Source organism: Planococcus donghaensis MPA1U2, from assembly GCF_000189395.1.
In the GTDB taxonomy this organism is placed as follows: Bacteria; Bacillota; Bacilli; order Bacillales_A; family Planococcaceae; genus Planococcus; species Planococcus donghaensis_B.
Window position 1 is genome coordinate 47,460 of the sequence record NZ_AEPB01000044.1, and the last position, 12,644, is coordinate 60,103.

Consider the following 12,644-nt stretch of genomic DNA (forward strand, 5'->3'; position numbering starts at 1 on the left):
ATTCGTTAGTGTTAATAGCGTACATTTTAAACATTCCTACTTAAACATGAATAAAGACATAAAAAAGCTTGAAAGAGGGTAAATTCAAATAAATAGTCTTTTTTAAAATCGAACGGTATAATATTTGTATAACTATTGTAGAGTTTTACGGAAGATTTGAAATGGAGGCATCTGTTATGTCAGAGAGAATGATTGTCATAGGCGCAGGCCCAGGTGGACTAGCCGCTGCTATGTTATTAGCAAGTAGAGGATATAAAGTAGATGTCTATGAGAAACAACCATGGGTAGGTGGCCGAAATGCAAAGCTGCGCCTCGGTGAGTTTACTTTTGATACTGGCCCCACTTTTTTAAGTATGTTGCATTTAGTAGAAGAGTTGTTTGAAACAACAGGTCGTAACTTAAAAGATTATATGAATGCAGTTGAACTAAATCCGATGTATGAACTGATTTTTGAAGATGAAAATTTAGTAATGACACGAAACAACCAAGAAATGAAAAAGCAAATCAACGAGAAATTCGAAGGCGATGGAGAAGGTTATGAACGTTTTATGAAAGAAACGGGAAAGAAATTAGAAGCATTGTCGCCGATGTTGCAATCAAAGATGGATAACTATTTTGATATGGTCCATCCTAAAGTTTTAAAAGCGTTGCCAGAACTTGAAATAAACAAAACCCTGTACGATGTTTTGTCTAGATATTTTAAAGATGAGCGATTAAAAATGGCCTTTGCCTTTCAATCCAAGTATTTAGGGATGTCTCCATGGGAGTGTCCTGGTGCATTTTCTATTCTTTCTTATATGGAGCACGCTTACGGCATTTACCATCCAATTGGTGGAGTAAATCAATTATCGCAAGCCATGGCGAAAGTAGTAGAAGAACTAGGTGGTAAAATTCATACTAGTACAGGTGTAAAAAAACTATGGATCGAAAATCGTAAAGTCAAAGGAGTAGACTTAGAAAATGGCAAGCGCGAAAAAGCCGATCAGGTCATTATTAACGGTGACTTTGCACACGTTATGAATAATTTGGTCGAACCGGGAATTTTAAAAAAATACACACCGGAGAAATTGGCGAAGAAAAAATATTCGTGCTCTACATTTATGCTCTACTTAGGACTGGATAAAAAATACGATCTTTCTCACCATACGATTATATTCGCTAAAGATTATAAAAAAAATGTGGAAGAAATGACGAAATCGCGTATCCTCTCTGCAGACCCTTCAATTTATGTGCAAAATGCAAGTGTGACAGACCCTACTTTAGCCCCTGAAGGAAAATCGGCCTTGTATATTTTAGCGCCAGTTCCAAATAACTTCAGCGACATCGGTTGGGAAAACGAGCAACAGGCATTTCGTGAATTGGTATTAGACACGATTGAAGAAAAATCGGAATTTAAAAACCTCCGTGATCATATAGAAGTTGAAAAAATGTTAACACCGATGGGCTGGCAAGAAGATTATTCAGTTTATCAAGGAGCAACATTTAACTTAGGACATCAATTAACACAAATGATGGTGTTCCGTCCTCACAATAAATTTGAAGAACTGGGCAATTGTTGGTTAGTCGGTGGAGGTACGCATCCAGGAAGTGGATTACCGACAATCTTAGAATCGGCACGTATTACAACTAACGGTATTCTTGAGCAACATGGTAAAAAAGGAATTCCAATCTTACCGCTTCCAGCAATGGAGGGATTTGCATGAAAATCGCAATGATTGGTGGCGGCGTTGGGGGCATGATGGGTGCTTTGTATTTGTCTAATATGGGCTTTGACGTCACCATATTTGAAAAAGAAGAAAAGTTGGGTGGCCGTTTAACATTTGTTGAGCGGGATGGCTTTAAGATTGATCAAGGCCCTACTATTGTATTGCTACCTGAAATGTTCCAAGACCTTTTACAACAAGCAGGAGTTCCAGAAGAGGATACCGAATTGTTATTATGTGATCCACTTTACTCAATTCGCTTTCCAGATGGAGTAGTCTACACAAAATATCCAGACATTGATCGGCAGTTACAGGAGATCGAAGACGTTTTCCCTTCTGAAAAAGAAGGATTTCTTCGATTTATTTCAGAAGGGCGTGAGCGTTTTAAAGTCGGTAAATCTTCATTTTTAGAGCATTCATTTGTTAGAAAAGCTGATTTTTTTACAGCAGAAAATATAAAAAAGTTAATGAAATTAAAACCTCAGCAATCTGTTAACAAACTCATGTCGAATTATTTCCGAGATGAACGACTGCAATTAGCCTATTCCTTACAGTCCTTGTATATCGGTGGAGATCCATTTCGTGCACCTGCCATGTATGCATTAGTTCCTTTTAGTGAACACGAACACGGTGTGTACTACCTAAAAGGTGGATACGGCAGCTTAATTCCGGTGTTAGAAAAAGCACTTCGATCACGTACTAACGTAACGATTAAAACGATTAGTCCAGTTAAACAAATCGTAACAGAAAACCAAAAAGCGATTGGTATTGAAACAGCAGCCGGCTTTGAAGCGTTCGATGCGGTTGTCTATAATGGTGATTTTCCTGGCATTGAAAAAGTATTGCCTGAACAGAAAAAGAAAAGCTATACAGCATCTTCTGGATGCGTATTATTGTATTTTGGATTAAATAAAGTATACGAAGAAGGAAATGTTCATCAATTTTTCATGGGGGATAGTTACGTTGATCATATGGATGATGTATTTGTGAAAAAGCAGAAGACTGAAAATCCTGCAATTTACACGTTCCATCCATCAAAAATAGATGATTCACTAGCGCCAGAAGGCAAGGGCGTACTATATGTATTAGTTCCTGTACCTTCCGGAACGGATATTGATTGGGCAAATGATCAAGCATGGATTGACCGAATTATCGATCGTATGGAAAGTTTAGCCTTCCCGGATTTTCGTAAAGCTGTTGAATGGATGGAAGTTCGTACACCTTCTGAAGCAGAGGCTTTTGGTTTATTCAAAGGAGGTAGTTTCGGAATTGGCCCCACTTTATTCCAATCAGGTGTTTTCCGTCCGCAAGTTAAACCGTTTAAAACAGATCGCTTGTATGCAGTAGGTGCTTCAGTACATCCAGGAGGAGGCATTCCAATTGTGATGCAAGGCGCAAAGTTGCTAGCTGAACAAATCCAAGGCGATTTTGCAAAGGAAAGGAGCAATGCATAATGAATTTAAAAGATGCTTATATCTCCTGTGAAAAAGTCATTGCTATGCATTCGAAAAGTTTCTATAAAGCTTTTTCATTATTGCCGAAAGAAAAAAGAAAAGCAGTTTGGGCCGTATATGCTTTTTGTCGCACAGTAGACGATATTGTCGATGAAGGAACAAATTCCACTGAAGAGCTTGCACAATTTTAACAAGATTTTCAAAGGTTTTTGACAGGCATCTATGACAAAGAAAACCCAATGTGGGTAGCACTGGCAGATGTATTCGATAATTATGAAATGGACGTTGAGGCATTTTCTGGCTTAATTACGGGGCAAGAAATGGACTTGACCATCAATCGCTACCGGACCATGGAAGAATTGTTGAACTATAGCTTTTATGTAGCTAGTACAGTGGGTTTAATGTTGTTGCCAATTTTAGCTCCGGGGAAAATAGCGATTTTAAAAGAAGGTGCTATTTCGCTTGGTTATGCTATGCAAATTACCAATATACTTCGTGATATTGGTGAAGATTTGGAGATGGGAAGAATCTATTTGCCAGAAGAAATTATGGAGAAATATGATTTGCGTGAAGATGAATTACGAGCAGGGATTGTTAGTCCTCAATTTATCGCAGTTTGGGAAGACTTAGCTGACAAAGCTGAATGTCATTACAAAAAAGCTTTTGAAACCATTCATGAGTATCCATTATCTTCGCGTGTACCTGTTAAAGGAGCAGCCCTCGTTTACCGCGAGATTTTAGCAACAATTCGCTCAAAAGAATATAACGTGTTCCGTGAAAAGCATTTTGTGCCAGACGAATCAAAACAAGCCATATTAGCTTGTTTATGAAAAAGAGATTGTTAACTGAGAGGAGTGCACCATAATGAAGACCATGACCTGTAAACAATTAGCAGGTGCTTGCGATCAACCATTTAGTGCAAATTCTTTTGAAGAAATGGCGAATAAAAGTCAACAACACGGGAAAGAAATGTTTCAGCAAAGAGATCAAGCTCATCTAGATGCGATGAACAAGATGAGTAAATTAACACCGGAAGAAATGAAGGCATGGTTTGAACAGAAAAGAGTAGAATTTGACTCTTTACCAGAAGATAAATAATAAAACCACTTAAACACGGATAGAACCCATGTTTAAGTGGTTTTTTATTTTTACTAGTATAAGTCGAGAGATATTTTTACCTTTTTTTGATAATCTCTTGCGACACATTCCACCCGCTTAAAACCACCATCGGCGATCCACCGCCTGGGTGTGTACTGCCACCAACGAAATAAAGATTTTGAATATCGCGGCTTGCATTGGGAGGGCGCAAAAAAGCATCTTTTCTACGGTTAGATGACGGGCCATACAATGCGCCTCGGAACGAACCGAATTTCTCGCGAATAAAAGCAGGAGTGAAAATTTTTTCTTCTATCAAATAACTTCGAATATCAATGCCATAACTTAACAAAAAATCGTATATCCGTTCTTTATATAACTCAGGGTCAATTTGAAGATGTCCTTCTTTAGTTAACGCAGGTGCATTGATCAAAATAAACAAATTGTCACCATCAGGTGAGACGGTTGGATCTGTATAAGATGAATTGCTGATATAAACTGTGGGTTCATCACTATATGTCGAAGTCTCGAATAACTCATCAAATTCCTTTTTATAATCCGATGAGAAAAAAACATTGTGATGTTTTAGGGTGTCGAGTTTTCTTGTTAAGCCAGCGGTGATCACGAACGCCGATATAGATGGTTCAAAAGCTGCTATTTTCTTATCGGATAAAGATGGGCGTGCTTTTTCTGCGACTAAGTCAGGAAAAGCCGATAACAAATCTCCGTTTAAAATTACTTTGTCAGCTGCAATAAATGTCTCATCTTGAAGTTCGACACCCCTTGCTTGCCCTTTTTCTGTAACAATCTTAGTAACGGCTGTATTCAAATGTAGTTGAGCCCCAGATTTTTTTGCAACGGCAGCAAATGCTTCAGCGATTTTTGTATTTCCTCCTTTTGTATAGTACACCCCTTCAACTAACTCTAAATAAGCAATCATGGAGAATGTAGCAGGTGCTTGGTAAGGGGATGAGCCGATATATGTGGCATACCGGTCAAAAGCCTGTACTAAGAAAGGGTTTGAAAAATAACGTTTAAAAAAGTGATGCATAGATTCCGCAGGACGTACTTGGAAAAGTGCAAAACCGAGGGAGGGTGACAAATAATCGCGCCAAGATTGAAATGTTACTGGGAAAAAATAGCGTTCGGATAATTTATACAAACGGCTAATTTCCTTTATAAAAGTTGGGTAAGTCACTGCTGCATGAGAATCAATTGTTTGAAGCTGAGAAATCATATGCTGCTGATTGTTTGTAAAGTCAAAAAAACTACCATCGGGAAAGTGATTGCGGGTATGCGCTTTTAAAGGGATAAAGTCTAAATAGTCTTGTGGATTTTCTCCCGTTTGAGAAATAATTTTAGTGAAAATATCTGGCATTGTAATGGTATTTGGACCGAAATCAAAATGGTAATTTCCAAGTTGAACAGGCATCATTTTCCCACCAAAATGATCGTTTTTTTCAAATAACTCTACGTCAAAACCTGCATGGGCAAGAGTCACGGCAGAAGCCAATCCACCTAGTCCCCCGCCAACAATAACAATTTTTTTCATGAGTAATGCCTTCCCTTCCATGAATAAGATTGGTTTTTAAAGGATTTGCGCATAGATTGTGTGAGTACGGCAAGCATTGCTAAAGCTTGGAAAGGAATGAGGAATGCTAAGTACCAGCGTTGGTTGGTTACCATATCAATGTACCACCGCTGAGCCACTGTTAACGCAAATGGAACTGCCCATACATAAAATCCATTCCCTAGGCCATAGATTGCGAGAAACGGGGGAAGGATATAGAAAATAAAGTAAAAGAGAATGAGAAAAAAAGCCATGACAGGAGAGCGGCCAATTCCAGCGTAACTATTTTTCAAAAAACCTTCCCAAACTTCGGCGTTAGTATCATACATTCGACATTTTACAGACATTGTGATGTTTGCGAGTACGACTTTATAGCCATGCTCTTTTATTTCCCGGGCGATATGAACATCTTCAACTAAGGAATCATATACTGTTGCATGACCACCCATCTTCCGGTAGCTAGTTGCTTCAAACATCATCCACATCCCATTAGCAGCAGTAGCTGCTTTAAACTTAGTGTGATTGGCTAGAAAAATAGGTAGATGAAACAGTACTAAAAAATGCAACATCGGAACGAGAAGTTTACTTAGAAAAGGCGATACATCAAAAGCCGGGAAGCCCGTTAACAATTGCGCTTTTTTTCGTTGAAGCAAAGCAAGTGATTGCTCAATTGCTTTTGGCCGGAACCGAACATCAGCATCTACAAACAATAAATATTCTCCGGAAGCTTCCTGTTGTAATTGATGACAGGCATGAACTTTGCCGACCCAATCTTTAGGAAGTTCTTTGCCCATAATAATTTTAAAACGGGGGTCTCCTGCAATTTCTTGAGTAAGTAATTGTTGTGTGCCATCCGTTGATTGATCGTTTAAAATGATGAATTCTACATGACGATAAGTAGCACCTTTTAAGGATTTTATTAACGTTGCGACATTGCGTTCTTCGTTTCTCATAGGAACCAAGACAGAAACTAAAGGTTCGGTTATAAGTTTAGGCTGTTTTGGCAAGGAAGGCAGAAACAGTCGATTGATAATAATCCAGGCTAAAAAAAATACGTGGATTCCGATATAAAGAATCATGATCAACTTCTCCTTTTCCTGAGAGACTGAAACGCTTCGCTGTTTTCGCTTATAACGGTGCTTTTTAAACGGTTGAGCTGTTCAGTGCAAAGTTGTTGAAGGTGCAAGGTTTTTTCTTTTCGCGTCAAATGAGCGATTTCTTCATTTCGAACCGGTGCGTGTTGGCGAATCCAAAGATCGGGCTTTTGCTGATGTCCAAAAGAATAATAAAAGCTAATCGGGATTATAGGAACTTCTGGACAATTCTCCATCAAATACGCGACACCTGATTGGAACACAAGCGGTCTCTTTTCGAGATGAAATTCATCTCCTTGAGGAAAAAGAACAACGGATTTTCCTTCTTTTAATAAAGACTCCGCATATTGAAGGGAAGTCAGAATTTCTTTTGGTTTCTGCCGATTAACAGAGAATGCTCCAAGAAAGCGGAAATAAGGATACTTTTTAAGGCCTTCTTCATGCATCATCATATGAATATCGTGATGCCAAATCGTGCGATTTAAATAAAAGAACACAAGGCCATCCCACCAAGAGCTATGATTGGCGATAAACAATACCGGCTTTTCAGGAATTACTTTTACTCCTTGTCCAAGCAAGCGAGAAAAAGAGAATCGAATAAGTGGTGTTAAATACAGATTAAAACCGGTTTCAAATAAGGTGGATTTATTGGCTTTAATCATACGGGTCGCCTCTTCCAAGCGATTAAAACGATCAAAGTGGTTAATCCAGTAGTCAAGAAAGCGGCTAACAATAAACCACCGATAGACCCGAGCATAACAAACATAGCGATCATCAATACATATAAAAGAACCATTCGTTTTTCAGGTTGTTCGGCAGTGATAATCAAAGATTTCTTTTTCATTAGCAAGTCAATTGCAATATGAAGCACAAAGGCTACTACGAACCATCCAAAAAAGTTCGTCCACGGAATATCATAATAAAGACCAGTATCTTCCCAAATCCAATATTGTTTAACTTGATAGGCTACAGGGTCAATGATCAAATCTATAATCACAGCGCCAATTGCTCCCACCACGGCGTACAGAAAACCGCCAGTAGGAACTGCCCAACGTGCCACGACATGCGTAGTAGCCATAACCATTAACCAAGCAAAACCAATAGCGATAGGTACACCAAATATGTTTGGTGCAAAACGTTCTGTGTAATCATAAGAGCCAAATAAGAATCCGCTGTCTGAACCTGCCCACTCTACGATAAAAGTAGAGAAGAAGATGAAACTACCTAATATAGATCCACTAATTACTCCGAAACGGTTAAGAAAATATAAAAACCCTAGAGAACCAGCGAGTATCAAAAAGAATGCATTTGCCCATTCCAACCAAGAAGGTAAGAGGTCGAATCCAAGCAATACAACTCCACAAATATACCAAAAAATAAAGAGTTTAAATATCCGATTTTCCCACACAACAACAGCTCCTTAATAAAATGACTTATACAAATATTATACAGGAGTCCACTTAAAATATGAAAACAAGTGGTCGAGTAAACAAAGTATGAATTTCGCGTTTGAATTGTATAAAAAAGGGGATGGTATTTTGTGGGTATTTTTCTATTATTCTTATTAAATAAGTTACACAGTTAAATTTTTCACTGAAACTCCTCATTCTCTAGTAATTCCTCAAGTAATTTTGATTTCTAGATGCTTATTTAGTTAAACGAGCGTCAAAAACTAAATTTTTTTAAATTCATAGATCATGTCATTAATGTTATTAGGACGCGGTTTATGAGCTGAATTTTCAGTTATCTGATAAAACAATCGTTATCGAATTTTCAGTAAACTATTGCAGGGTTTCCTGCATAAAGGTATACTTTAGAGAGTAAATGAGTGTGTTCTTCAAGTGGAGGCGTTAAATATGCAGGATTTACTGCGAAGTGTGTCTAGTTCCTACCCAGAATTTAGTGCAGGACAGAAAAAGATCGGCGATTTATTTTTTAAAGAACCCATTTTTTTAGCATTCTCATCTGCTCTAGAAGTCGGCAAGCGGGTTAATGTCAGTGAATCGACAGTAATTCGGTGGACACAAAAACTTGGGTACAAGGGCTATGCAGAGTTTCAACAAGTTATACAGCGAAAATTGGCTGAAGAGCGATTAGATAAAGCCGAACAAAAAACACCAGAACCTGTTGCTGATCAATCTTTTTTAGAAAATTTATTGGATGCGGATATTCTGAGCATTGTACAACTGAAAAAAACGATTAATGAAGAAAAACTTCTCGAAGTCGTCGACAAAATCAGTCAAGCAAATCAGATTTATGTAACTGGAAATTTCTTTGATTATGGCATTGCTCACTGGTTCGCTAACTGGCTAAATCTTGTATTGGGTCATACGGAAACAATGTATCCTTCAACTGGCGAATACTATACACAGCTTTCTAAAGTAGAAAAAGGGGATTTGATCATCGCCTTTGTGTTCCCTAGATACACCAGATTAGCTATTGATACGTTGAAAAGTGCTAAAGCGCAGGGTGCTGAAGTGATTGTTTTGACAGATTCGGAAGAATCTCCAGCTCTTGCTTATGCAGATTACAATTTAACAGTAGCTGTGAACTCAAATTTGAATATTGATTCGTATACTTCTGTACATGCTTTGTTAACTTCGATTATGCGATTTGTATACGTCAAAGAACATGCAAAAGTAACTGGCAGTTTGGCAAAAGTAGAAGCGATCTATAAAGATCGAAATCTCTTTATTTAACAACACTCGATTTACTGGGAATTTCCGAAACGCTTTAGCGGTTTGGTCAATTATAAACGAAAAGGGGAGAGCAAAATGAAAAAGAAATTATCATTTTTAAGCGTAATTTTTTCTGCAGGAATGTTGTTAGCAGCTTGTGGAGGAGACGACTCATCTAGCTCGGAAGAAGGATCAAACTCAGATGGCGGAAGCAGCGATTTGAACTTGGTTGAAGAAGGCAAATTCACTACTGCTTCAAGTGGTCTTTATAAGCCATTCAACTTTACGGAAGGCGGCGACTTAACAGGCTTTGATATTGATATTAGTAACGCGCTTTCAGAAGAAATGGGTCTTGAGCCAAACCCGGTCACAACCCCTTGGGAGACCATTCTTCAGGGATTGACGACGAATCGTTTCGATGCAATCATCGGATCAATGGCGATAACAGAAGAGCGTGAAGAACAAGTTTCGTTCTCTGATCCATACTATTACTCAGGTGGCGTTATTTTCACGAAAGCTGGCAATACAGAAATCACATCTGAAGCAGACCTTGAAGGCGCAAAAATTGGCGTTGTTGGTCAAAGCACATACGATACGGCAGCACAAAAATATACTGACGATATTCAGTATTACAATAGTGATGTTGTTGCGTTACAAGACTTAGCAATTGAAGGCCGTTTAGACGCAGTTATCACTGCCGATGTAGTAGGATTTGAAGCACAAAATGCAGGGCTAGAAATCGAAATGGTAGGCGACCCATTATGGATTGAACAAGCGGCTGTTGCGATTAACAAAGAAGATGAAGAACTTTTAGCAGCAGTAAATGAAGCATTAGCTGCAATTGTTGAAAACGGCACTTATGATGAAATTTCGAATAAATGGTTTGGCCGTAACCTCCTTGATGTAGATCTTGAAGGAGTCGAAATCCTCAAGTAATCAATTAGGATAGGGAGGAATGGTGTGTATGTTAGAATTATTTTCAACAGTCTATGAAGTATTCATGCGGACCTATCCAGGATTCCTACGAGCTACAGTTGTTACACTTCAATTGACTGCAATAGGTGTCATTTTAGGTACAGCAATTGGTTTAGTTTTCGCATTGATGAAAATTTCAGGGTCGAAAATTTTGCAAGGAATTGCAAACGTCTATATTACAGTAATACGTGGAACGCCACTAATCGTTCAAATTATGTTCCTGTATTTCGGGATTGTAGAAATTTATACAATGGATAATTTCTGGGCAGGTGCAATTGCGTTAGGGATTCATAACGGTGCATATATTGCAGAAATTTTCCGTGGTGCGATTCAAGGCGTTGATCCTGGTCAACGTGAAGCAAGTATGTCACTTGGTATGAACCGGAAACAAACGATGCAACGAATTGTCTTTCCACAAGCGTTGCGTCGCTCGATTCCGCCTCTTGGTAACCAATTCATTATTACATTAAAAGATTCATCACTAGTTTATATTATTGGGGTATCGGAAATTTTTGCACTCGCGAATCGTGAAGCAGCCCAATCTTTCCAGCCTTTTGAATCTTTCTTAGTTGTTGCACTGTATTACTTGGTACTTGTAATGATTTTCACGTACCTATTGCGTTGGTATGAAAATAAACTCGATGTCGATAAAGCCTAAGGAGGAACTAACATGATTATTGGAGAAAACATTCATAAATCCTTTGGTGACCTCGAGGTGCTGAAAGGCGTAGACCTTCATGTGAAGCCTCAGGAAGTGGTTGTACTAGTTGGAGTCAGTGGCTCTGGTAAAAGTACGCTTCTCAGATGCTTTAACTTTCTTGAAATGATCAACGAAGGGAAAATTACGATTGATGGTCATGCGGTAAATCCGAAAAAAGATAATTTAACAAACATACGTGCCGAAGTCGGCATGGTGTTCCAACATTTCAACTTGTTTCCTCATAAGACGGTATTGGAAAACGTAATCGAAGCACCAATTACCGTTAAGAAGATGAAAAAGGAAAAAGCGAAAGCTCTAGGAATGGAATTATTGAAGAAAGTAGGGTTGGAAGACAAAGCAAATGTCTATCCAAGCAAGCTATCAGGCGGACAAAAACAGCGCGTCGCTATTGCAAGATCTCTTGCGATGGAGCCAAAGGTTATGTTATTTGATGAGCCAACGTCAGCGTTGGATCCAGAACTAGTTGGTGAAGTACTTCAAGTTATGAAGCAACTAGCCGAAGAAGGAATGACGATGGTAGTCGTTACCCATGAAATGAAATTCGCGAAAGAAGTAGCGGATCGCATTATCATGATTGATAAAGGGACGATTATTGAATCGGCAGATCCAAAGACATTCTTTGAAAATCCACAAAACGAACGAACAAAACAATTTATACAATTGGTGGAATAACCGAGGAAAAATGGGTTAATATCCCTAATTGAAGAAGGAAGGAGTCAGTTCATTAGAACTGACTCCTTCCTTCTTTTAGGAATTGACGTTTGCTCTCGTTTAAAACGGTTAAGATATAGTATGAGATAATTAGGGGGAGGCAAAAGGGATGAGAATCGAAGAAATCATGACGACTGATGTCGAAACGTGTATGCCTGAATCAACGCTCCAAGAAGTTGCCTCGATGATGCGCGAAATAAATGTAGGAGCTATTCCTATCTGTGAAAAAGGCCGTTTAGTAGGAATTGTTACGGATCGGGATATCATTGTTCGGGGAATGGCTGAACAATTACCGAGTGATACCGCCATAGCAGAAATTTTATCAGAAGAAGTTATTACAGGAACGATTGATTTGAGCGCTGAACAGGCGGCTGAATTAATGACTGAACACAAAATTCGTAGATTACCCATTGTCGAAAATGACCGTATAATCGGTATTATTTCTTGGTGCGATTTAGCTACAACTAAAGACTCGACAACGCTTCAGCAACAAGATGCAACTAGTAGAAGCTCTGGATTAGAAGAACTGTAGTCAAAAAAGCTGATTCTTCGAAGAATCAGCTTTTTTTTGCATAAAGACTTCTTTATCTGTAACCGGCAATGACAAGGCTAAGCTTTAGCTTGGAAAAAGATGAAAGCTATT

General features: G+C 38.6%; 12 protein-coding genes and 1 pseudogene. 9 read left to right on the forward strand and 4 right to left on the reverse strand.

Annotated features, from left to right (window positions below; translation table 11 throughout):
• Window positions 1-176: 176 nt before the first annotated feature.
• The 4 genes and pseudogenes from GPDM_RS12915 to GPDM_RS12930 all read left to right on the forward strand — a co-directional run bounded on the left by GPDM_RS12915 (window position 177) and on the right by GPDM_RS12930 (window position 4,255).
• Window positions 177-1,703 carry a phytoene desaturase family protein gene (locus GPDM_RS12915; RefSeq protein ID WP_008432026.1) on the forward strand — a complete coding sequence of 509 codons (1,527 nt, stop codon included), beginning with the start codon at window positions 177-179 and terminating at the stop codon, window positions 1,701-1,703.
• Complete coding sequence (locus GPDM_RS12920; RefSeq protein ID WP_008432028.1) at window positions 1,700-3,157, forward strand: phytoene desaturase family protein; 1,458 nt, start codon at window positions 1,700-1,702, stop codon at window positions 3,155-3,157. The genes GPDM_RS12915 and GPDM_RS12920 overlap by 4 nt, the downstream gene beginning before the upstream one ends.
• Window positions 3,154-3,987, forward strand: a pseudogene (locus tag GPDM_RS12925) (phytoene/squalene synthase family protein). Before GPDM_RS12920 ends, GPDM_RS12925 begins: the two are co-directional and overlap by 4 nt.
• 34 nt (window positions 3,988-4,021) lie before the next feature.
• A complete protein-coding gene (locus tag GPDM_RS12930; RefSeq protein WP_008432030.1) occupies window positions 4,022-4,255 on the forward strand; it encodes a hypothetical protein in 234 nt (77 codons plus the stop codon).
• 76 nt (window positions 4,256-4,331) lie between these two features.
• On the opposite strand, the gene GPDM_RS12935 is transcribed toward GPDM_RS12930, so the two are convergent.
• From GPDM_RS12935 to GPDM_RS12950, 4 genes are read right to left on the reverse strand one after another with little or no spacing between them, the layout of a single operon-like run.
• On the reverse strand, window positions 4,332-5,804 hold the full coding sequence (locus tag GPDM_RS12935) for a phytoene desaturase family protein (RefSeq protein WP_008432033.1): 1,473 nt from the start codon (window positions 5,802-5,804) through the stop codon (window positions 4,332-4,334).
• Window positions 5,801-6,901, reverse strand: a complete 1,101-nt coding sequence (locus GPDM_RS12940; RefSeq protein WP_008432034.1) for a glycosyltransferase family 2 protein — start codon at window positions 6,899-6,901, stop codon at window positions 5,801-5,803. Before GPDM_RS12940 ends, GPDM_RS12935 begins: the two co-directional genes overlap by 4 nt.
• Window positions 6,902-6,903: 2 nt before the next feature.
• Window positions 6,904-7,578 carry a lysophospholipid acyltransferase family protein gene (locus tag GPDM_RS12945; protein ID WP_008432035.1) on the reverse strand — a complete coding sequence of 225 codons (675 nt, stop codon included), beginning with the start codon at window positions 7,576-7,578 and terminating at the stop codon, window positions 6,904-6,906.
• Window positions 7,575-8,324, reverse strand: a complete 750-nt coding sequence (locus GPDM_RS12950; RefSeq protein ID WP_008432036.1) for a carotenoid biosynthesis protein — start codon at window positions 8,322-8,324, stop codon at window positions 7,575-7,577. The genes GPDM_RS12945 and GPDM_RS12950 overlap by 4 nt, the downstream gene beginning before the upstream one ends.
• Before the next feature lie 448 nt (window positions 8,325-8,772).
• Here GPDM_RS12950 and GPDM_RS12955 point away from each other — a divergent pair, with 448 nt between their 5' ends.
• The 5 genes from GPDM_RS12955 to GPDM_RS12975 all read left to right on the forward strand — a co-directional run bounded on the left by GPDM_RS12955 (window position 8,773) and on the right by GPDM_RS12975 (window position 12,533).
• Window positions 8,773-9,615 (forward strand): MurR/RpiR family transcriptional regulator, encoded by an 843-nt coding sequence (locus GPDM_RS12955; protein ID WP_008432038.1) that lies wholly within the window; start codon window positions 8,773-8,775, stop codon window positions 9,613-9,615.
• 75 nt (window positions 9,616-9,690) lie between these two features.
• A complete protein-coding gene (locus tag GPDM_RS12960) occupies window positions 9,691-10,530 on the forward strand; it encodes a transporter substrate-binding domain-containing protein (RefSeq protein WP_008432040.1) in 840 nt (279 codons plus the stop codon).
• Window positions 10,531-10,558: 28 nt separating this feature from the next.
• Complete coding sequence (locus GPDM_RS12965; protein ID WP_008432041.1) at window positions 10,559-11,227, forward strand: amino acid ABC transporter permease; 669 nt, start codon at window positions 10,559-10,561, stop codon at window positions 11,225-11,227.
• A 12-nt stretch (window positions 11,228-11,239) separates the two neighbouring features.
• Window positions 11,240-11,962 (forward strand): amino acid ABC transporter ATP-binding protein, encoded by a 723-nt coding sequence (locus GPDM_RS12970; protein ID WP_008432043.1) that lies wholly within the window; start codon window positions 11,240-11,242, stop codon window positions 11,960-11,962.
• 148 nt (window positions 11,963-12,110) lie between these two features.
• Entirely contained in the window at window positions 12,111-12,533 is a 423-nt protein-coding gene (locus GPDM_RS12975; RefSeq protein ID WP_008432045.1) for a CBS domain-containing protein, read from the forward strand.
• Window positions 12,534-12,644: the final 111 nt, after the last annotated feature.

Coding starts and splice junctions, on each gene's coding strand:
- GPDM_RS12915 (WP_008432026.1), top strand. CDS start 177: ATGTCAGAGAGAATGATTGTCATAGGCGCAGGCCCAGGTGGACTAGCC.
- GPDM_RS12920 (WP_008432028.1), top strand. CDS start 1,700: ATGAAAATCGCAATGATTGGTGGCGGCGTTGGGGGCATGATGGGTGCT.
- GPDM_RS12930 (WP_008432030.1), top strand. CDS start 4,022: ATGAAGACCATGACCTGTAAACAATTAGCAGGTGCTTGCGATCAACCA.
- GPDM_RS12935 (WP_008432033.1), bottom strand. CDS start 5,804: ATGAAAAAAATTGTTATTGTTGGCGGGGGACTAGGTGGATTGGCTTCT.
- GPDM_RS12940 (WP_008432034.1), bottom strand. CDS start 6,901: ATGATTCTTTATATCGGAATCCACGTATTTTTTTTAGCCTGGATTATT.
- GPDM_RS12945 (WP_008432035.1), bottom strand. CDS start 7,578: ATGATTAAAGCCAATAAATCCACCTTATTTGAAACCGGTTTTAATCTG.
- GPDM_RS12955 (WP_008432038.1), top strand. CDS start 8,773: ATGCAGGATTTACTGCGAAGTGTGTCTAGTTCCTACCCAGAATTTAGT.
- GPDM_RS12960 (WP_008432040.1), top strand. CDS start 9,691: ATGAAAAAGAAATTATCATTTTTAAGCGTAATTTTTTCTGCAGGAATG.
- GPDM_RS12965 (WP_008432041.1), top strand. CDS start 10,559: ATGTTAGAATTATTTTCAACAGTCTATGAAGTATTCATGCGGACCTAT.
- GPDM_RS12970 (WP_008432043.1), top strand. CDS start 11,240: ATGATTATTGGAGAAAACATTCATAAATCCTTTGGTGACCTCGAGGTG.
- GPDM_RS12975 (WP_008432045.1), top strand. CDS start 12,111: ATGAGAATCGAAGAAATCATGACGACTGATGTCGAAACGTGTATGCCT.